This is a genomic window from Nocardia bhagyanarayanae, from assembly GCF_006716565.1.
Classification (GTDB): Bacteria; Actinomycetota; Actinomycetes; order Mycobacteriales; family Mycobacteriaceae; genus Nocardia; species Nocardia bhagyanarayanae.
Map to the genome: position 1 here is coordinate 3,125,902 of NZ_VFPG01000001.1, position 18,939 is coordinate 3,144,840.

21 protein-coding genes are annotated in these 18,939 nt (G+C 69.9%); 10 read left to right on the top strand and 11 right to left on the bottom strand.

All coding sequences use genetic code 11. From position 1 onward, the window contains the following. Position 1: 1 nt before the first annotated feature. The 3 genes from FB390_RS13325 to FB390_RS13335 form a co-directional block, all read right to left on the bottom strand. Positions 2-547 carry a thioredoxin family protein gene (locus FB390_RS13325; protein WP_141809238.1) on the bottom strand — a complete coding sequence of 182 codons (546 nt, stop codon included), beginning with the start codon at positions 545-547 and terminating at the stop codon, positions 2-4. 82 nt (positions 548-629) lie between these two features. Next, positions 630-1,589, bottom strand: coding sequence for a threonine/serine dehydratase (locus FB390_RS13330; protein ID WP_141809239.1), 960 nt, complete (start codon positions 1,587-1,589; stop codon positions 630-632). A 59-nt stretch (positions 1,590-1,648) separates the two neighbouring features. Next, positions 1,649-2,014: a hypothetical protein gene (locus FB390_RS13335; RefSeq protein WP_141809240.1), complete on the bottom strand. Its 366-nt coding sequence runs from the start codon at positions 2,012-2,014 to the stop codon at positions 1,649-1,651. On the opposite strand from FB390_RS13335, the gene FB390_RS13340 reads away from it, so the two are divergent. After that, positions 2,013-2,282 (top strand): hypothetical protein, encoded by a 270-nt coding sequence (locus tag FB390_RS13340; RefSeq protein ID WP_141809241.1) that lies wholly within the window; start codon positions 2,013-2,015, stop codon positions 2,280-2,282. The two genes, FB390_RS13335 and FB390_RS13340, sit on opposite strands and share 2 nt — an antisense overlap. 50 nt (positions 2,283-2,332) lie before the next feature. Here FB390_RS13340 and FB390_RS13345 read toward each other — a convergent pair whose 3' ends face one another. Then, positions 2,333-2,806 (bottom strand): YiiD C-terminal domain-containing protein, encoded by a 474-nt coding sequence (locus FB390_RS13345; protein ID WP_141809242.1) that lies wholly within the window; start codon positions 2,804-2,806, stop codon positions 2,333-2,335. A 194-nt stretch (positions 2,807-3,000) separates the two neighbouring features. On the opposite strand from FB390_RS13345, the gene FB390_RS13350 reads away from it, so the two are divergent. Then, a complete protein-coding gene (locus FB390_RS13350; RefSeq protein ID WP_141809243.1) occupies positions 3,001-3,711 on the top strand; it encodes a helix-turn-helix transcriptional regulator in 711 nt (236 codons plus the stop codon). 54 nt (positions 3,712-3,765) lie between these two features. On the opposite strand, the gene FB390_RS13355 is transcribed toward FB390_RS13350, so the two are convergent. The 3 genes from FB390_RS13355 to FB390_RS13365 form a co-directional block, all read right to left on the bottom strand. Next, on the bottom strand, positions 3,766-4,158 hold the full coding sequence (locus FB390_RS13355) for a VOC family protein (protein ID WP_141809244.1): 393 nt from the start codon (positions 4,156-4,158) through the stop codon (positions 3,766-3,768). 51 nt (positions 4,159-4,209) lie between these two features. Continuing rightward, positions 4,210-4,623 (bottom strand): arsenate reductase ArsC, encoded by a 414-nt coding sequence (locus FB390_RS13360; protein ID WP_141809245.1) that lies wholly within the window; start codon positions 4,621-4,623, stop codon positions 4,210-4,212. A 568-nt stretch (positions 4,624-5,191) separates the two neighbouring features. Beyond that, positions 5,192-6,100, bottom strand: coding sequence for an oxygenase MpaB family protein (locus tag FB390_RS13365; RefSeq protein WP_141809246.1), 909 nt, complete (start codon positions 6,098-6,100; stop codon positions 5,192-5,194). A gap of 123 nt (positions 6,101-6,223) precedes the next feature. Between FB390_RS13365 and FB390_RS13370 the strand changes: the two genes are divergently transcribed. Further along, the gene (locus FB390_RS13370) at positions 6,224-6,979 is read left to right on the top strand and encodes an SIR2 family NAD-dependent protein deacylase (RefSeq protein ID WP_141809247.1); all 756 of its coding nucleotides are present in this window, start codon (positions 6,224-6,226) and stop codon (positions 6,977-6,979) included. Here the strand turns inward: FB390_RS13370 and FB390_RS13375 are convergent, their stop codons facing one another. Together FB390_RS13375 and FB390_RS13380 are read right to left on the bottom strand one after the other, a co-directional pair. Further along, complete coding sequence (locus tag FB390_RS13375) at positions 6,980-8,278, bottom strand: D-arabinono-1,4-lactone oxidase (RefSeq protein ID WP_141809248.1); 1,299 nt, start codon at positions 8,276-8,278, stop codon at positions 6,980-6,982. It lies immediately after the preceding gene. Between the two features lie 57 nt (positions 8,279-8,335). Then, positions 8,336-9,010: a TetR/AcrR family transcriptional regulator gene (locus FB390_RS13380; RefSeq protein ID WP_141809249.1), complete on the bottom strand. Its 675-nt coding sequence runs from the start codon at positions 9,008-9,010 to the stop codon at positions 8,336-8,338. A gap of 119 nt (positions 9,011-9,129) precedes the next feature. Between FB390_RS13380 and FB390_RS13385 the strand changes: the two genes are divergently transcribed. Beyond that, positions 9,130-10,623, top strand: coding sequence for an MFS transporter (locus FB390_RS13385; RefSeq protein WP_141809250.1), 1,494 nt, complete (start codon positions 9,130-9,132; stop codon positions 10,621-10,623). A 66-nt stretch (positions 10,624-10,689) separates the two neighbouring features. Here the strand turns inward: FB390_RS13385 and FB390_RS13390 are convergent, their stop codons facing one another. After that, positions 10,690-11,871: a lipase family protein gene (locus FB390_RS13390; protein ID WP_141809251.1), complete on the bottom strand. Its 1,182-nt coding sequence runs from the start codon at positions 11,869-11,871 to the stop codon at positions 10,690-10,692. Positions 11,872-12,106: 235 nt separating this feature from the next. On the opposite strand from FB390_RS13390, the gene crcB (FB390_RS13395) reads away from it, so the two are divergent. The 6 genes from crcB (FB390_RS13395) to FB390_RS13420 all read left to right on the top strand — a co-directional run bounded on the left by crcB (FB390_RS13395) (position 12,107) and on the right by FB390_RS13420 (position 17,205). Next, positions 12,107-12,589: a fluoride efflux transporter CrcB gene (gene crcB / locus FB390_RS13395; RefSeq protein ID WP_246123996.1), complete on the top strand. Its 483-nt coding sequence runs from the start codon at positions 12,107-12,109 to the stop codon at positions 12,587-12,589. 64 nt (positions 12,590-12,653) lie between these two features. After that, positions 12,654-13,016, top strand: coding sequence for a DUF190 domain-containing protein (locus FB390_RS13400; protein WP_141809252.1), 363 nt, complete (start codon positions 12,654-12,656; stop codon positions 13,014-13,016). Continuing rightward, on the top strand, positions 13,013-13,375 hold the full coding sequence (gene crcB, locus FB390_RS13405; protein WP_141809253.1) for a fluoride efflux transporter CrcB: 363 nt from the start codon (positions 13,013-13,015) through the stop codon (positions 13,373-13,375). Before FB390_RS13400 ends, crcB (FB390_RS13405) begins: the two co-directional genes overlap by 4 nt. Positions 13,376-13,422: 47 nt before the next feature. Beyond that, positions 13,423-15,066: a phosphoglucomutase (alpha-D-glucose-1,6-bisphosphate-dependent) gene (gene pgm / locus FB390_RS13410; protein WP_141809254.1), complete on the top strand. Its 1,644-nt coding sequence runs from the start codon at positions 13,423-13,425 to the stop codon at positions 15,064-15,066. Continuing rightward, complete coding sequence (locus FB390_RS13415; protein WP_141809255.1) at positions 15,056-16,405, top strand: MFS transporter; 1,350 nt, start codon at positions 15,056-15,058, stop codon at positions 16,403-16,405. The genes pgm and FB390_RS13415 overlap by 11 nt, the downstream gene beginning before the upstream one ends. Positions 16,406-16,467: 62 nt before the next feature. Next, positions 16,468-17,205: a DsbA family protein gene (locus FB390_RS13420; RefSeq protein WP_141809256.1), complete on the top strand. Its 738-nt coding sequence runs from the start codon at positions 16,468-16,470 to the stop codon at positions 17,203-17,205. Between the two features lie 146 nt (positions 17,206-17,351). Here FB390_RS13420 and FB390_RS13425 read toward each other — a convergent pair whose 3' ends face one another. Next, positions 17,352-18,938, bottom strand: coding sequence for a DUF222 domain-containing protein (locus tag FB390_RS13425; protein ID WP_141809257.1), 1,587 nt, complete (start codon positions 18,936-18,938; stop codon positions 17,352-17,354). Position 18,939: the final 1 nt, after the last annotated feature.

Below are 18,939 nucleotides of genomic sequence, written 5' to 3' on the forward strand. Positions count from 1 at the left end.
GTCAGACGGCGCGCCACTTGATGGAGCAGCCCATGCTCGGTCGCTGCGGCTCCGGCGCGGGCTTGCCCGCGCGCACCGCGGCGAGTGCGGCGCGCAGCTCCGAGCCGGTGACGGGTTTGCCGTTGCCCGGGGTGGATTCGTCGAACGCGCCGCGATAGGCCAGCAGGAGACGCGCGTCGTAGAGGAAGAAGTCCGGGGTGCAGGCCGCGCCGAAAACGCGGCCGACCGACTGGGTTTCGTCGATGAGGTACGGGAACGTCCACCCGGCCCGTTCCGCTTGTGCGCGAAGACCTTCCGGCTTGTCGTCCGGATAAGCGTCGGCGTCGTTGGTGCAGATCGCCACGGCGGGCACGCCCGAGTCGGCGATCACCGCGCCGAGTTCGTTCTCGATGTGCTTCACATACGGGCAGTGGTTGCACGCGAAGACGACCAGCAGTCCGGGACCGTTCGCGTAATCGGACAGGCGATGGGTCCGGCCGTCCAGGTCGCGCAGCGCGAATTCGGGCGCGCGCGTGCCCAGCGGGACCATCAAGGATTCGAGTGCCATGGCTGCCTCCGTCCGGTTCCCTTACGAGGGTAACCGGGTCGCGGAGTCCGCGGGCGTTGTCGAACGGTCTACCGCGGGCGCCTCACTTCGTCAGATCGGCGGGATCGGTGTTGGCGCCGCACAGCACGACGCACACCCGCTCGCCGGGCGCGGGACGGTACGCGCCGGAGGTCAGCGCGGCCATGGCGGTCGCGGCGGCGTGTTCGACCGCCAAGCGATGCTCGGCCCAGAGGGCCCTGCGGGTGGCGACGATCTCCTCGTCCGAGACGAGTACCGACACCGAGTCCGCCGCGTGGGCCGCGACGAGGGCCAGTTCGGTGACGCGGCGGGCGCCGAGCGCGTCGGCGGCCACCGAGTCGACCGCGACGTCGACGGGTGCGCCGGCGGCGAGCGCGGCGTGCAGCGCACGGCAGTTCCGCGGTTCCACGGCGACCACGCGGAGGCCGTGATGGGCCGCCGCGGTGGCGATCCCGGCGAACAAGCCACCACCGCCGACCGCGACGACGACGGTGTCCAGCCGGGGCAGCCGCCGATGGATCTCGGTCAGCAGGGTGCCCGCGCCCGCGGCGATGAGCGGGTTGTCGTAGGCGTGCGAGAGCAGCGCGCCGCTGGACTCGGCGAAGGCGTGGCAGGCCGCGAGCGCGTCAGCGTACTGCTCGCCGACCAGCCGGACGTCCGCGCCGTAGCCGCGCAGCTTGTCGATCTTCACCGTGGGCGCGGTGGCGGGCAGGAAGACCGTGGCGGGCACGTGCTGGCTGCGCGCCGCCCACGCGCAGGCCATGCCCGCGTTGCCGCCGGAGGCGATGGTGACGCCGGAGTCGGGCAGGCTGCCCGCCTCGCGGTGCGCCTGGAGGAAGTTCTGCGCGCCCCTGGCCTTGAACGTCCCGGTGTGCTGGAGGAATTCGAGGGCCAGCCAGAGGCCGGGCGACCCGTCGTCCGGGGAGTCGGCGGGCGCGACCGTGACGGGTCGGACGCGCCCCGCGATGCGCTCGGCGGCCGCCTCGATGTCGTCGTAACCAAGTTTCGTCGGGTTCGGTTCCATCGGGCTCCTCCGGCATCATCAGGCGAACGCGATCATAGTCAGCCGCGCGGGGGCTGGAATTACGCGTGCGGAACGCGCAATTTGCCGACCAATTGCGCGAATACGGCGCGGATTACCGTTGAGTCAGCGGAAAAGCTGTCATGCTCTGTTTCGTTCGCTGATCCGACCCGCTGCCGAGTGCACGGGATGAAGAGAGGTCGATCCGTGAAATCGAGTTGGATGGCGGTGCCCTTGCTGTTGGTCGTCGCGGTATCGGGTTGTTCCGGGGACACTTCGGCCGATACCGCTGCTACCTCGACAGTGGCACCGGCGAAAGCGGCGGGCACGTCGACGGTCGCCGCACCGCGAAACGTCGATTCCGCGGGCGGCGTCGACATACCGCTCGGGGAGAAGAAATCGGTGCCCGTTCCCGCCGACGCGATCATGGAAATCAAGGTTCCCGCGGCATGGGGGACCGCCGTCGACAGCGTGCGCTGCGCGGTAACCGACAGCAACGGACGTAACGAGGATCTGCGTTCTTCGGAGCCGAAGAAACAAGAGGACATCGCGGGCGAACAGTGGATCACGCTGTGGACCTTCTCCTCGCCGCCCGCCACCGAGGTCACCGTCGGCTGCGTGGACGCGGACAACGCGGTCACCGCGGCCGAGCTGCGCTACATCCGCGTCGTTCCGCGCGGGCTCGCGCCGAGCTGAGCCCACCGCGGCGGCGGCGGTGGGCGTTCACGCATTCGGTGCCGCTCGCGCTACTTCCCGTGGGCGCGCAGCTGATAGAGGCCCTTGGTCACCGCGACGGTGTTGCCGTCGGCATCGGTGACGACCGATTCCAGGGTGAAGTCCGACTTCCCGCGCTCGGCCGCCTCGGCCTCGATCCGCGCGATCTCCTCCTCCGGCAGCGTGGCCTCGGCGCGCAGCTGCGATTTCGCCATGCCGACGAACTTGATCTCGAAGCCCTTCACCAGCGGGTAGTAGGCGGAATTGTCGAACGTCGCCACGGCGATCGCGCCGCCGAGAACCTCCGCCACGGTGAACTGGACGCCCGCGTAGATCACCCCGAAGTGATTGCCGTTGCCCTCCAGCGGCACCGTCGTGGCGGCGAATCCGCGGCGCACCTCGACCGCTTGGACGCCCATCTTGGCGGCCGCGGGGATGGTGAACTCCAAGGCGCCGTTGATGATGTCGACGAACGGAGGGGCGTCGTCGGTGCTGTTGTCGGTCATGCGGACCGATTCCTTTCGCGCGTGCGGTCCGGCGTGCCATCGGCCACACGGCGTCCGCGGGCCTGCCCGCCGCGGACCTCGTCGTCCCTGATTCACCGGTCCCGTCCTCGGCGAGGGCGGGTGCCCTCAGATTAGGAAACGGGCGGTGCGCCGCGCAATCGCGGTTGTCGGTGCCGCTGAGTAGCCTCGGCATCGTGGGCGACGACGGTTATCGCGAGCGCCCGTCCCGACTGGACGGCGCGGTGCTGTGGACGCGCACCGTGTCCCGCGCCGAGGAACCGCTGCCCGTCCTGCCGGACGGCTGCATGGACCTGCTGTGGCGGGACGGCACGCTGTTCGTCGCGGGGCCCGACACGACCGCGCATCCCGCGGGCAGTCCGAAGCCCGCGCGGTACACGGGCTTGCGGTTCTTTCCCGGCACGGCGCCCGCGCTGCTCGGCGTGCCGGCGCACGAATTGCGGGACCAGCGGGTCGAATTGGCGAATCTGTGGCCTGCGGCGACCGTGCGGGAGTTGGCGGGGCGGGTCTCGGACGCGCCCGACCGAGCCGCCGCGCTCGAGTCCATCGCGCTGCGCCGCGCGGCCGAGGCCGAGCCACCCGATCCGCTACTGCGCCGCGTCGTCGCGGCTTTGCGCGCGGGCCGATCGGTCGCCGCGACCGCCGACGCCGCGGGCGTGAATGCCCGCCTGCTGCACCGCCGTTCGCTGGCCGCCTTCGGCTACGGACCCAAGACGCTGGCCCGCATCCTGCGCCTCCAGCGCGCGCTGTCCGCCGTCCGCGCGGGCACCCCACCCGCCGATGTCGCGATCGCCACCGGGTACGCCGACCAGGCGCATCTGTCACGCGATATGCGCGAGTTGGCGGGCATGACGTTGAGCGAGTGGACCGCCCGCCGCGGGACGTGATGCCCGGCATACCCGAACGCCGCGGCCACGACTACCTCCGGCACGGCGGAAATCTCAGGCCAGCGGTGCGTACAGGTCGATTCCGTTTCCGTCGGGGTCCTGGACGACGGCGTAGCGCTGGCCCCACGGCGCGTCCCACGGCTTCAGCTCGCCCTGGTAGCCCGCGGAGACCAGATCGGCGTAGATCGAGTCGACCTCGGCGGCGTCGGCGCAGCGGAAGGCGAGGCCGATGCGGCCCGCGCTGGTCGGCGGCTCCCATTCGGCGTGGAAGGAACGAACCGTGTCCTCGGTGTCGAGGGCGAGGCGAAGGCCGCCGGAGAGTTGGGCTTCGACGTGCGGCTGGATTTCCGCGTCGGCGGGGAACTCGAGGCCGAGGCGGCGGTAGAAGGCCAGCGAGGCGGCCATGTTCGAGGTGATGATGCCGATGAAGTCCAGTTGCGGTGTCATGTCGGCAGCGTAAGGGCGGCGGGCGGGCTCGGTCTTGAAGGAATCGGACACTCAGTGCGTCGGTGCGGGCACCAGTTCGGCGATGAGGTTCTCGACCAGGATGCGGATCCGGTCGCGGATGGTGCGGACCACCTCGATGGTCTGTCCGGCCGGGTCGGGCAGCACCCAGTCGCGGTAGCTGATGCCTGGGAAGAACGGGCAGGCGTCGCCGCAACCCATGGTGATCACCACGTCGGAGACCCCGACCGCCTCGTCGGTCAGCTTCTTCGGCGTGTTGTCCGCGATGTCGATGCCGACCTCCCCCATGGCCTCGACCGCGACCGAATTCAATTCGGCCGCAGGCGCACTGCCCGCGGACCTGACCTCGATGCGATCACCGGCGAGAGCGGTCAGAAACCCGGCGGCCATCTGGGATCTGCCTGCGTCGTGCACGCAGACGAACAGCACACTGGGCTTGTGGGCCATCGGGACGCCTTTCGGTGGGCGAAGCTGGGGGTAATGCGGTGGCCGGACCCGTCCGACGGCGCGGAGTGGTCTCGGTGCGTGCCGTCCCGGGAGGCTCGGGCCGAAACGCTGTCGTAGCGTAAGGGATACGGGCGATCGCCCGGCGAGGATGGGGCACCTGTGGCGGCTGTTCGGCACCGTCTTTTCCGCAGCCGCGCGGTGTTCGTGCTGCTAGAGGCGGTGGAACCCGGAGTCGTTGCCTCAGCGAAGGACGCAGGTCGGGAGAGAACGGACCGGTCGGTCGCGAAAATTGCCCGATCGCCCGGCAGCATCATCGAGACCCGTTGGCGCGCTTGACTAGTGAGGTTTGCGACGAATTTCGCAGCCTTCTCGTTTTGCGAACCGAGTCGCCCCGGGCAGCGCCCTGATCGAGCCGCGCGGCGGCCCTGGGTGAGTCGCGCCCCGAGCCGCGCGGGGCGCGCGTTGTTCGGCAGCACTCGGCCGCTCCCGAACGGATTTTCCGCAAGTGGGCTGGAACGCGGAACCGCCGCGACGTCCGGATAACGTCGCGGCGGCCGGTTGCGCTTGCTCAGATCGGGCGCAGATCGATCACCTTGCGCAGCCGCGCCCGGTCGCGCTCGAGCCGACGCGCCTCGTAGGCGATGGGGAAGTAGCGCACCCGCTCGGGCAGCAGGGGCACGATCCGCGCGATCAGCCAGCCGAGCACCCGCAGCTTGCGTTCGTCGGCGGCGGTCCACGTGAGGCCCAGCTTGCGCCGCGCGGGCTCCGGCGTGGTGCCGACCGTGACGAAGTACTGCATCCGTCCGATCGGCGCGACAGCCGCGCGCCAGAGCGGCGCCAATGCGCGCGGAAGCTGCTCGGGCGGCGCGACCGAGCGGATCACCCGCAGGTAGTCGTGCGCGGTGGGCGTTTCTTGCAGGTGGTTCTCGACCACGTCGTCGAAGAACTTCTCGAACGCGGCGTAGGTCGCGGGAACCTCCTTGGGCGCCACCGAGAAGTTGCGCATCAACTGCAGCGTCTCCTGGTAGTACGCCTCCTTCTCGGCGTAGGTGAGCGGGCGGCGGGCGAAGTACTTCGCGCTCTCGGTGAACGCGAAGGTTCCGGTGTGCAGCACCCAGGCCCACGGGCCGGAGGCCAGCGCCTTGTGCCGCACGCCCGCGGCGTCGGTGGTGTTCAGCGAGGCGTGCATCGCGCGCAGCCGGTCGGCCTCGGCGAGCGCCTCCTCGCCGCCGTAGACCCACATCATCACCGAGGAAAGGCTGCGCACCGCGCGGCCCATGGGATCGGTGCGGAAGGTGGAGTGCTCGTCGACGACGGCGGAGATGGTCGGCTCCATGGTCTGCAGGAGGAAGGCGGATCCGGCCGTCAGCGAGAACGTGATCAGGCCCGTCTCGTCCCACATCCTGGTGCCCGGCGCGAAGGGGCGGCGTGGCGGCAGCTCCCGCGCGGTGGTTTCGAGTGCGGCGGACGCGGTCATTGCGATCTCCTTTGATCGACCCACTTCAGAACGATGAGATGATTAGCATACCAATCTCTCATTCTCTTGGCGCGGCGAAAAAACGGCCGGAGCGGATGCGGAGGTACGCCTACGCTGGCTGCCATGAGTACGCAGTGGCGCGAGCGCACCGGCCGGATCGGCGTCCTCACCGGCGCGGGCATATCCACCGATTCCGGGATCCCGGATTTCCGCGGGCCGCGCGGGGTGTGGACGAAAGACCCCATCGCCGAACTGCTCTCGACCTACGACAACTACCTGGCCGATCCGGAGCTCCGGCAGCGCGCGTGGCTCGCGAGGCGCGACAACCCCGCCTGGCAGGCCACCCCGAACGCCGCCCACAAGGCGCTCGCCGAGCTGGCGAAGGCGGGTCGCGCGGTCACGATCATCACCCAGAACATCGACCGCCTGCACCAGCGCGCGGGCTCGGCGCCCGAGCGGGTCATCGAGATCCACGGCAACATGTTCGAGGTCGTCTGCGTCGAGTGCGATTTCGAGACAAGCATGGCCGCCACCCTCGAGCGCGTCGCCGCGGGCGAGCCCGATCCGCCGTGCCCCGAGTGCGGCGGCATCCTCAAGTCCGCGACGATCATGTTCGGCCAGCAGATGGACCACCGCAGCCTGACCAAGGCCGCGATCACCGCCGAGACCAGCGACATCTTCCTGGCCATCGGCACCTCGCTGCAGGTCGAACCCGCCGCCTCGATGTGCGCCGTCGCCGTCCGCGCGGGCGCCGACCTCGTCATCGTCAACGCCGAGCCGACCCCCTACGACGACCTCGCCACCGAGGTCGTCCGCGAACCCATCGGCACCGCCGTCCCGCGCCTGGTCGCCGAAATCCTCGATGCCGGGAAGAGCTGATCAGGCGATAGGGCCGAGGACGCGGTCGAGGTAGAGGTTGGCGAAGCGGCCCTTGGGGTCGAAGCGGCGGCGGACCTCGGTGAAGCGGTCCCAGTCCGGGTAGCGCTCGCGCAGAGTGTCGGCGGTCTGGAAGTGACGCTTGCCCCAGTGCGGGCGGCCCTGGTAGCGGTCGAATACCTCTTCGCAGGCGCGGAAGTACGGCTCCCATTCCATGCCGCGGTACTGGTGCACGGCGATGTAGCAGGTGTCGCGGCCGCCGGCGGGGGAGAGGAAGGCGTCGTCGGGGGCGACCCAGCGGACCTCGATCGGCATCGGGGTCTGGAAACGAGCCGAGACCTCTTTGATCTCCCGGATGGCCGCGACCGAATGCTCGCGCGGGATGGCGTATTCCATCTCGGTGAACCGGAACAGTCTCGGCGAGGCGAACACTCGGTAGGAGCGGTCGACTTGGCGGCGGTAGCTGCCCGCGTAGGCGGCGCCACGGTGAATCCATGGGATCGCCCCGGCCTGCCACTTGCCGAAGCGGCACAGCGCGTCGAACGCGTAGTTGGACATGAGGATGTCGGCGAACCAGTCCATCATCTTGCCGCGCGGCTGCTCCGGCAGCTCGACGCGGTTGTTGCGCTTGGTCATCGCCAGCGGGCTGTGGGCGAACATGTAGAACTCGAAGTGCTCGTTCTCGTCGACATGGGAATCGAGATCGGCGAGCACCTCGTCCACCGGCACCGGCCGTTCGATGCCTTCGAGCACGAACGAGGGCACCAGCTGCAACGTCACGGCGGTGACCACGCCGAGCGCGCCGACGCTGACCCGCGCCGCCCGCCAGCCGTCGGGATCGTTCTCGGCGTCGACCTCGATCCGGCTGCCGTCGGCGAGCATCAGCTCGACGGAATGCAGCGCGGCGGAGATGTTCTGTAGCGTCGCTCCGGTGCCGTGTGTGCCGGTCGCGGTCGCGCCCGCGATGGTCTGCACATCGATGTCGCCGAGGTTGGGGAAGGCCAGCCCGGCGGCGTGCAGTGCGGCGCTGGCCGCGTTGAGGGTGATGCCCGCCTCGACTCGCGCCCGCCCGGTCGCCGTGTCGAGTTCGAGGATGCGGTTCATCCGGGAGAGATTCAGCAGCAGCCCGTCGGTGCAGACCGTGTCGGTGAAGGAGTGGCCCGCGCCCGCGACGCGGACCGTCTGTCCGCGGTCGGTCGCGCTCGCGAGCAGCTCGGCGAGTTCGTCGTGATCGCGCGGGGTCGCGATGTTCGCCGGTGCGCAGTGTTGATCTCCGGCCCAGTTCACCCACGAATTGGTCATGTGTCCAACTTTAAGGCATCGACTGTGACGCGCGCTACCCAAGCTCGGTTTTGTGAATTACCTGCGGCGTCCGAGGCAGGTGTGCGCCTTCGCGGCTTCGACGTCCTCGTCGGTCAGCGGCGGAACGACCAGCGGCATGCGCGGGATGGTCTCGGCGCGCACCCCGTTCAGCATGATCGCGGCGTAGCGCTGCCAGACCTCGGAATTGACCGGCCTGGCGAATTCGGCGAGCGCGTCGACCATGTGGATCAACGCGAAGAAATCGCTCGCCTCGATCTCGGGTTGCAGCGCCCCCGCGTCCCGGGCCCGCTCGATGACGGCTGCGACGGTCGGCTTGATGCGATCGCGCAGCGCGGCGAAACGCTCGGGGTCCTCCTCGAGTTCGAGCATGACCTCGCTGAAACCGCGGTTGTTCGCCAGGTGCTGGCAGGCGTACTCGAAGAACTGGACGAGGCCGAGCCACGGGTCGGGATGCTGCGCCGCGTCCTCGGCCGCCACGGCGAACTCGCCGATGTGCTGCTCGAAGACCTCGGCGATGAGCTCCCTCTTGTTCGCGAACCGCCGGTACACGGTTCCCACGCCGACACCGGCCTTCTCGGCGACGTCGTCGAGGGTGATCTCGAGTCCGTGGTCGGCGAACAACTCGCGCGCCGCGGCGACGATGCGCTGCTGATTGCGCGCGGCGTCGGCGCGCAGGCGTCGAGGCGGAGAAGGGGCAGTGGCGGGATTCACACCCCCATGCTAGCAACGACCGGGATTAAGTGGAGGCGTTGTCTCCGTTAACGTGATAGCTTCTATCGGTAACCGGAGGTGTTACCTCCGCATCGACGACTTGGACTCCGAGGGGACCTATGACTACCGCGATCGACCGTGGGGCGCCGGCCCCGGAGAAAGACCAGCGCCGCGGCTCACACGCGCTGCGCTGGTGGGTGCTCGCCGTGCTCGGCGTGGCACAGCTGATGGTGGTGCTCGACGCCACCGTGGTGAACATCGCACTGCCCGCCGCCCAGCAGGATCTCGGCTTCAGCGACGCCGACCGCCAGTGGGTGATCACCGGCTACGCGCTGGCGTTCGGCAGCCTGCTGCTGCTCGGCGGACGGCTGAGCGACCTGTTCGGCCGCCGCAACACCTTCATCATCGGCTTGGTCGGCTTCGCTGTCGCCTCGGCCGTCGGCGGCGCCGCGCCCAACTTCGAGGTGCTCGTCGCGGCCCGCGTCGGCCAGGGCGTGTTCGGCGCGCTGCTCGCGCCCGCCGCGCTGTCGCTGCTGACCGTCACCTTCACCGAACCGTCCGAGCGGGCCAAGGCATTCGGCATCTTCGGCGCGGTCGCCGGTACCGGCGGCGCGATCGGCCTGCTGCTCGGCGGTGCGCTCACCGAGTGGGCGAACTGGCGCTGGGTGATGTTCGTCAACCTCGCCTTCGCGGCCGTCGCGCTGGTCGGCGCGGTGCTGCTGCTGGCCAAGCACGTCAGCGCGGAGCGGCCCAAGCTCGACATCCCCGGCACCGCCGTGGTGACCGCCGCGCTGTTCGGCATCGTCTACGGCTTCTCGCACGCGGAGACCGACGGCTGGACCAACGGCGTCACCCTGGCCTTCCTGATCGGCGGCGCGGCGCTGCTCGCGGTGTTCGTCTGGCTGGAGGCCCGGGTCGCGCACCCGCTGCTGCCGCTGCGCATCCTGCTCGACCGCACCCGCGCCGGCTCCTACATGACCGTGTTCGTGATGGGCATCGGCATGTTCGCGATCTTCCTGTTCCTGACCTACTACATGCAGCTGAGCCTGGGCTACTCGCCGATCAAGACCGGCGTGGCGTTCCTGCCGATGGTGGCGGCCATGATCGTCTCCTCGACCACGGCGCCCTCCTTGCTGCTGCCGAAGTTCGGTCCGAAGATCGTGGTCACGGCCGGATTCCTGATCGCCGCGGCGGGCATGGCCTGGCTGACGCGGATCGGCCTGGACACCGGCTACGGCACGCACATCCTGCCCGCGCTGATCCTGATGGGTCTCGGCCTCGGTGGCGCCATGGCGACCGCCTTCCAGGGCGCGACCTCCGGCGTGCAGCACGAGGACGCCGGCGTGGCCTCGGCCATGATCAACACCAGCCAGCAGGTCGGCGGCTCCATCGGCACCGCGCTGCTGAGCACGATCGCCGCTTCGGCCGCCACGGACTACCTGTCCACCGCGCAGCCGGGCCCGCTGGCCGTCGCGCAGGCGCAGATCGAGAGCTACACCACCAGCTTCTGGTGGGCGACCGCGACATTCGTCCTCGGCGCCGTGCTCTCGGCGGTGCTGATGCCGAACACCGCGCCCGCGCCCGCGGAGGGTGAGCCGGTGCTCGCGCACTGAGTCACCGTTCGAACAACACAGCGCCCGCGCCGGTTTCGACCGGACGCGGGCGCTGTGCTGTATCCGTCAGCAGTTGCTCGGCGCGGGAAGTCCCGCGAATCGGTCGGACAGGTAACCGAAGGCCCGCAGCGCGCCCTGGGTGGTCGCGCCGCCGTGGTCGACGCCGGGCAGGATGTCGAGCTGCACCGGCGTGCCCGCCTGGCAATAGCGCCCGGCGACCGCGCGGACCAGGTCCGGATCGATCTCGTCGGCCTCGCCGTGCCACTCGTACATCGGAGCGCGCGGGACGCCGGGGAAGGTCTCCAGGCTGTTCTCGTGCAGGACCTGCACGATGGACGGGTCGGAGTCCATCGGGCCGTCGAACACGTCGGAGAAACTGCGGTTCGCGCCCGCGCTGATGATCTGCTCGGTGCAGGCGTTGGCGATCTGATCGCGCAGCGCCCGCCCGGCCGGATTGAGCAGCCGCGACATCGCCGCCCGGTCGGGGTATTCGCGTTCCAATCCCATGGCGACCGCGAATCCGAGGCCGAACATCGGGTTCGGGGTGGTGCCGAGATCGCGGGCCAGCTTGCCCATGTTCATCGGAACGCCGCCCATGGCGATGCCGGCGATCGGCAGCTCCGGCGCGTACTCCGAGGCGAGCGCCGCCGCGAATCCGGTGGCCATGCCGCCGCCGGAATAGCCCGTCATGCCCACCGGGCTGTGCGCGAGACCGGCGGGGGCGAAGCGCTTGGCCGCGCGGATGCCGTCGAGGGTGATGCGGCCGCCGAGCTGGGCCGCGCCGTACGCGCTGATCGGGCCGAGATGGTCGGGTACCGCGACGGCCCAGCCCCTGGCCAGCAGCAGATTCAACGCGGAGGCCTCCCGCATGCCGCCGTCGAAGAGGCTGTGCGAGGGCGCGCATTGCATGCCGAGCGAGTTGACGAACGGTTGGTACGACACCAGCGGTCGGTCGAGCCCGCCGCCCGGCGGCACCAGCACCGTGGTCACCGCCGCGATCGGTTCGTCCGCGGAGTCGGTGGTGCGGAACAGCAACTGCCACACCGTGGAACCCGGGAAGTTCGCGGCGGGCACCATCCTGCTGCGCACCACGTCACCGGCTTGGAATCGAGCCAAATCGGCTGGCGCGGCGTAGAACCCGTCGGCGTCGGGGATGGGATAGACCGGCGACGCGCTCGCGGGCGCGGCGTGCCCGAGACAGGCCGCGGCGGCGAGTGCCGCCAGTGCCAGTCTCCGCAGCGGGCGCATCGCCGTGCTCGAAGTTTGCTGTCGCCCAGCGCGATGCGCTGTCGCCGTCCTCGGACGCGCGTTCGGTACTGCCCGTCGTGCCGCCATCGTCGCTCCAGTGCCGAAGGGTTGGGAAGGGTGGAACCGCGGCGAACCTTCGGGGCATTCGTAGTCGGTGGCGGAAGGCGTGTCAACGAACGCGGCTGTTCGTCACTCGTGTCCCCGCCCGAACCGACCGCGTGGTCCTACCGATAGCATGGCGCCGGTGACGTTCGGCGCGGCAGGAGGTCAGCAGATGGGCTCGCAAGCCCGTACCCCGGCCGTCGAGCCCGCGGTGCTCGCGGTGATCTCCGTGGGCGGCGGAATCGGCGCCGTGATGCGCTATCTCGTCGGTCTCCGTTGGCCGTCGCAGCCGAACCAGGTGCCGTGGTCGACGTTCGCCATCAATGTCGTCGGCTGCTTCTCGATCGGGATCCTGATGGTTCTGATCACCGAGGTCTGGGTAGCCCACAGACTGCTGCGCCCCTTCCTCGGGGTCGGGTTGCTGGGCGGTTTCACGACCTTTTCGACCTACAGCCTCGAGATTCGTAGACTGCTCGAATCCGGCGCCGCGATCGAGGCGCTCGGTTATCTCGGGGGGACGGTGGCGGCGTCGCTCGTCGCGGTCTGGCTCGGCATGGGGGTGGCGCGGCTCTCGGCGGGCACGACACGGCCGCGACGGCGCGGTGGACGACAGTGAACGACGCGGCGCCCGCCGGCGGCGCGGTGGACGGCTTGTACGGACGACGGAAGGGGGTCAGGCGATGAGTGGTTCACCTGCGGACGCGGGTCGGTGGCAGCAGGCCGCGCGATTGACGGTGCTGCTCGACGAGGACGACAAGTGGCGGCGCGGCCCCCTGTTCCACGAGATCGTGCGCCGCGCCCGCGACGCCGGTCTGGCGGGAGCCAGCGTATGGCGCGGCGTGGAAGGCTATGGCGCGTCCTCGCGCATCCACACCAGCCGCGTCCTCGACCTCGCCGAGCACCTACCCGTGCAGGTGATGATCGTGGACGAGACGCAGCGGCTTCGCTCGTTCGTGGCGGAGAACGCCGAGGTGCTCGCCGGCGTGACCGTCACGCTGTCGCAGGTGGAGACCTGGCAGCCCGCCGTCGGAGTCGCCCGATGATGGTGGTACTCGTCGTGATCGGCGGTATGGTCGGCGCGCCTTTGCGCTACTTGATCGACCGCGCGATGGCCGCTCGTTTCGAATCCCTGCTGCCATTGGGAACTTTGACGGTTAACATTGTCGGTTCGGCGGTGCTGGGCGGATTGATCGGCGCGAGCGCGGGCAGCGAGGTTCTCGCCATGGCGGGAACGGGTTTCTGCGGCGCGTTGACGACGTTCAGCACGTTCGGTTACGAGACAGTTCGGCTGGTCGCCGACGGCGCCCACCTCTACGCGGTGGGCAATGTCGTGATCAGCGTGGCGGCCAGCCTGGCCGCGGTGTACGCCGCCGCGTCCACGACCCAGTGGTTGTGGGCATGATCCTGATGACGAGCCGGGCGCAGCCGACCTGGAAGGGAGACCCGAGCATGGCCCATGATCGAGCCGGGCGACCCGCGCGGCCGACCGACCTGGAGGACATCGCCCACCTGGTGACCGCCTACTACAGCCAGATCCCCGATCCCATGGATCCGGCGCAGCAGGTTGTCTTCGGCACCTCGGGGCACCGCGGGTCCAGCCTGGACAGCGCGTTCAACGAGGCGCACATCCTGGCGATCACCCAGGCCATCGTCGAGTACCGCGCCACCCGCGGCATCACCGGTCCGGTGTATCTGGCGAGAGACACGCACGCGCTGTCCGAGCCCGCCTGGACCACCGCGCTCGAGGTGCTCGCGGCCAACGACGTCACCGCGGTGATCGACGCACGCGACCGCTACACCCCGACGCCGGCGCTCAGTCACGCGGTACTGCGCCACAACACCAACGGCACCAGACACCAAGCCGACGGCATCGTGGTCACGCCGTCGCACAACCCGCCCCGCGACGGCGGCTTCAAATACAACCCGCCGCACGGCGGTCCGGCCGACACCGTCGCCACCGACGCCATCGCCGCGCGAGCGAACGAGCTGCTGCGCACCGGTCTGTCCGAGGTGAAGCGGACGACGCTGCAACACGCGCTGGCCACCTGCGTCCAGCGCTACGACTACCTCGACCACTACATCGCCGACCTGCCGAACGTGTTGAATCTGGACGCGATTCGCGGCGCGGGCATCCGCCTCGGCGCCGACCCGATGGGCGGCGCCAGCGTCGACTACTGGGAGGAGATCGGCCAGCGCTACGACCTGGAGCTCGAGGTCGTCAACCCGTTCGTCGACCCGACCTGGCGTTTCATGACGCTGGACAGCGACGGCAAGATCCGGATGGACCCGTCCTCCCGCTACGCCATGGCGGCGCTGGTCGCTATCAAGGACGACTACGACATCTCCACCGGCAACGACGCCGACGCCGACCGGCACGGCATCGTCACCCCCGACGGCGGGCTGATGAACCCCAACCACTTCCTCGCCGTCGCGATCGAATATCTGGTGGCGAACCGGATCGGCTGGGACGCGCTGACCAAGATCGGCAAGACCGTGGTCACCTCGTCCATGATCGACCGGGTGGTCGGCGTGCTCGGCCGCGACGTGCACGAGGTGCCGGTCGGGTTCAAGTGGTTCGTGCCCGGATTGTTCAGCGGGAGCCTCGCTTTCGGCGGCGAGGAGAGCGCGGGCGCGTCGTTCCTCCGGATGGACGGCACGGTCTGGACCACCGACAAGGACGGCATCCTGCTCGCGCTGCTCGCCGCCGAGATCGCCGCCTGCACCGGGCAGACGCCGTCCGCGCGCTACGTCGAACTCGAGCGCCGCTACGGCAGCCCGGCCTACGCGCGCATCGACGCCGCGGCCACCGCGGAACAGAAAGCGCGGTTGGCGAGGTTGACTCCGGATGTGATCACCACCGAAGAGATCGCGGGCGAGCCGATCACCGCCGTGCTCACCCGCGCCCGAGGCAACGGCGCGCCGCTCGGCGGACTCAAAGTCACCACCGAGAACGCCTGGTTCGCGGCGCGTCCGTCCGGGACCGAAGACAAGTACAAGATCTACGCGGAGTCGTTCCACGGCAGCGAGCACCTGGCCCAGGTGCAAGCGGCCGCGGAGGAGATGGTGGGCAAGGCGCTGACGGGTGAGCGGTAGAGCCGAGTCATCGGCGAGCGGGAAGGCGCTGCCCAGCGAGATCTGGGTGCTGGTTGGCGCCGCGTTCGTCATCGCGATCGGGTTCGGGCTGGTGGCGCCGGTGCTGCCGCAGTTCGCGCGCAGCTTCGGCGTCGGTGTCGCGGCCGCGTCCGCGATCGTCAGCGCGTTCGCGCTGATGCGGCTGCTGTTCGCGCCGGTCAGCGGTCGCCTGGTGCAGCGGCTGGGGGAGCGTTGGGTCTATCTGTCCGGCCTGGTGATCGTTTCGGTATCCACCGGAGCGAGCGCGCTGGCGCAGACCTATTGGCAGCTCCTGGCTTTGCGCTCGGTGGGCGGCATCGGCTCGACCATGTTCACCGTGTCGTCGCTGGCGCTGGTGATCCGGCTGTCGCCGCCGGAGCAGCGCGGGCGGGTGTCGGGGCTGTGGTCGACGAGCTTCCTGGTCGGCTCGGTGAGCGGGCCGCTGGTGGGCGGCGCGCTGGCCGGACTCGGGCTGCGGGCTCCGTTCCTCATCTACGCCGCCGCGCTGCTCGCCGTGAGCGCCGCGGTCTACCTGAGCCTGCGCCATTCGCATCTGGCCGCGCCGGAGGTCAGCGGCGAATTGCGGGTCATGACCTTCCGGCAGGCGCTGGCCCGCCCGGCCTACCGCGCGGTGCTGTGGTCCAACTTCGCCAACGGCGCGGCCATCTTCGGCGTCCGGATGGCGCTGGTGCCGCTGCTCGTGGTGGAGGTGCTGCGACAACCTGCGGGCATGGCGGGCGTCGCGCTGACGGCTTTCGCCGCGGGCAACGTCGCGGTGCTGTTCCTGTCCGGAAGGTTGTCGGATCGGTGGGGACGTAAGCCGTTCCTGGTCGTCGGCTCGCTGGTGTGCGCGCTCGGCACCGCCGGGCTCGGGTACTCGCCGAATTTCGGCTGGCTGCTGGTGACGTCCGTCGTCGCCGGGCTCGGCTCGGGCATGCTGACGCCGACCCAGCAGGCCGCGCTTGCCGACATCCTCGGACCCAAGGCGCGCGGCGGGCCGGTGCTCGCGGGCTTCCAGATGGCTGCCGATCTCGGCACCGTGCTCGGCCCGATCGCCGTGGGCGCGCTGGCCCAGTACACCTCCTACGGGCCCGCTCTCGCCGTGACCGGTGCGCTGCTGGCCGTCGCGGGCGTGGCGTGGTTGGTCGTGCCCGAAACGCTGCGCGGGCACACCGCCGAGGTCGAGACCGATCACGTCGCGGCGGTGCCGTGCGACGACGCGGAGTATCAGCTCGCGCACCGTGCGGCCGACGAGTGTGAGGAGTCACGCGAACCGGTCCACGACGAGCGACCTACGTCGTCCACGGGTTCGCGCCGCTAGCCCGACGTGATTCCGACCTGCCCGGCGCACATCGGCAGCAGGGATTGGGGCAGAGTGTTGACGTGAACCAATCGCGTTCGAACTACACACCGCGCCCGATGTCGAGCGCGACCAGTTACGCCCTGGGCGGCGTCGCGCTCGCCCTGATCGTGTTGATCGTCTTCCTGGCGTTCCGCTGGGGGCGCGACGAGCCGGACGTGCGCAACGACGGCTACGGTTCCGTGCGCGATCCCGGCGTGCAAGCGGTGCTGCAACCCGACGGCGTGGTCGTTCTCGGCAAGCCGGGGACGCCCAAGACGATCGACGTCTACGAGGACCCGCTGTGCCCCGCCTGCGGGGCGCTGGAGCGCGTCTACGGCCAGGAGCTGGCCCAGCAGCTGGACGAGGGCGAACTCGCGGTGCGGTACCACTACGTCAACTTCCTCGATCCGAAGTCCAGCAGCAAGGACTACTCGACCCGCGCGGTCGCGGCCGGCGAATGCGTCGCCGGGGCGGGCGACGGCCCGGTGTACGCCAAGTTCCACGAACTGCTGTTCGCCTCGAAGCAGCCGAAGGAAGGCGGCGACGACCTGAGCAACGAGCAGCTCTCCGGTTTGGCGCGCGAGGCGGGTGCGCCGGAGCCGGTCGTGCAGTGCGTGGCGAGCGGCGCGAAGGTGGCGGATGCCAAGGTGCACGCGAAAGCGGCGATGGACGACCTGAACGCGCGGTTGGACGGGCGCGCCGCGACGCCGTCGGTGTTCGACGGGGCGAACAAGGTGGATGTGAACAACGAGGAGTGGGTCGTCGAGCTGACGCGCTGAGCAGCCCCGCTGCGCTCGACCTCACGCGCCGAATCGACGGAGGTCGGACGGGTACCCGGCGGTTTGCGCCGGACTGCGAGCGGCGAGATCGGTATTTCGTTCCTGGCGGCGGACGTGATTCGGCTCGACGGCGATCGGTCTGCCGCTCAGCGGTGTTGGGTGGAACTGTCGTCCGGGATGTCGTTCTCGGGGGCGATCCGGGCGAGTTGGCGGTGCAGCGGGATGTGGCCGTCGAGCGGATAGAGCAGTTCCTCGCCGGTCGGGCGGTCAGCGGTGAACGCAGTGATCGGGGCGTTCCGGTCGGTCCGTCGATCGGCGCTGGACGGTCGCGGTTCGGTCGACTCGCGTCGAGCGCGGCTCGATGTGTTGTCGCCGACGTAAGTCGGTCCCGTGCTGCTCGAAACAGCTTGCATCTCAGCAGTTCCGACTGTGGGTAGTTCGATATCGCTGTGCGGGAACAGATAACGCGCACCCTCGCGCACGGTGGTGTGCACTTCACCGTTCGGCGCGGTCCACTGCAACCGATCACGGTCGGCACGCCAGACCCGCCACTGTTTCCTCTTGTCCGCCAATGTCTTCAGTCGGCCGTGCCGGGAACAGAGCACCGCGAGTCCGCCGCCGCTGCGCTCCAGTTGCCCTTCGGCGGCGGGAATCGTGCACCCGGGAAACCGGCACATGCCGTCCACCGCCCGAATCTCGCTCGCGACACGTCGCGGCGCCTCGTCCGTCGCGTCGCCGTCGATGTGCTCGGGAACCACTTGAAACGACGCGTGTTCGGCGAGCGATCGCGCAAGCCCCGCGTCGATCGGCCCGTAGCCGGCCAGAAACGCGGGCGCCTCCCGCATGTCCAGCAACGTGTCCGCGGCGATCCCGATCTGGATCAGCGGCCGTCGCGGCGGTTCCACCGGCGCCCCGGCCTTCGGACACCGTTCACCCCGGCCGCAGCGGCAACACAGCCGTCCCGATCCGTCCGCCAGCGCCACCAGCGCATCGGCCCGCCGCTGCGGCATCGTCCGCGGATCGTTCGCGCAGACCTGCAAGCTCATCTCCCGCAACCGCATCGCGACCGTCTGCGCGCCCGGCGCGGGAAGAAGCCCGTCGAACACCGCCATGCTGTCCTGCACCGCCCGGATCCGCACGTCGCGGTCCTCCTGCCGCCGCTCCCGCCGCCGCTGAGTGCCCGCCGGATCCAGCCGGTTCGCCCACCGCCGCGCCGCCTGCCGCAGCCGCGCCGGATTCGTCCGCGCCGCCGCCTCCAGCAGGCGCGGCTCCAGCGCGTCGACGACCTCTTTCGCCAGCGCCCGCGTGCTGTCCACGATCACCCGTACCTTCGCCAGGTCGATCCGCCCCGCCGCGAACGCGACCCTGGTCCGCGGCAGCGCCTCCTCGAGCACCAGCCCGATATCGATCAGCGCCGCCGCGGTGCCCTCGTCCACGAAAAGCCCCACCGCCGCCTCGGCCGCCGCGAACTCCCCGGCTCGCACCCCGCCCGGGCCCGGCTCCGCGCTCGCGGCCCGGTGCCGCCGATACAGCTCGCGCACCGCGAACACCTCCGCCGCCTGAGCCGCGGCCGCCGCGCCGTGCACCGCCCTGAGCGCCTCGATCAACCCTTCGTCACTCATGGCCTCGAAGTCCATCGCAGAGAGCTGATTCTGTTCGAACATGTGTTCGATTCTACGGTTCGAGTTCACCCCACCGCCACCCCCTTTTTCAGGCGATTTGGTTGCGGACACG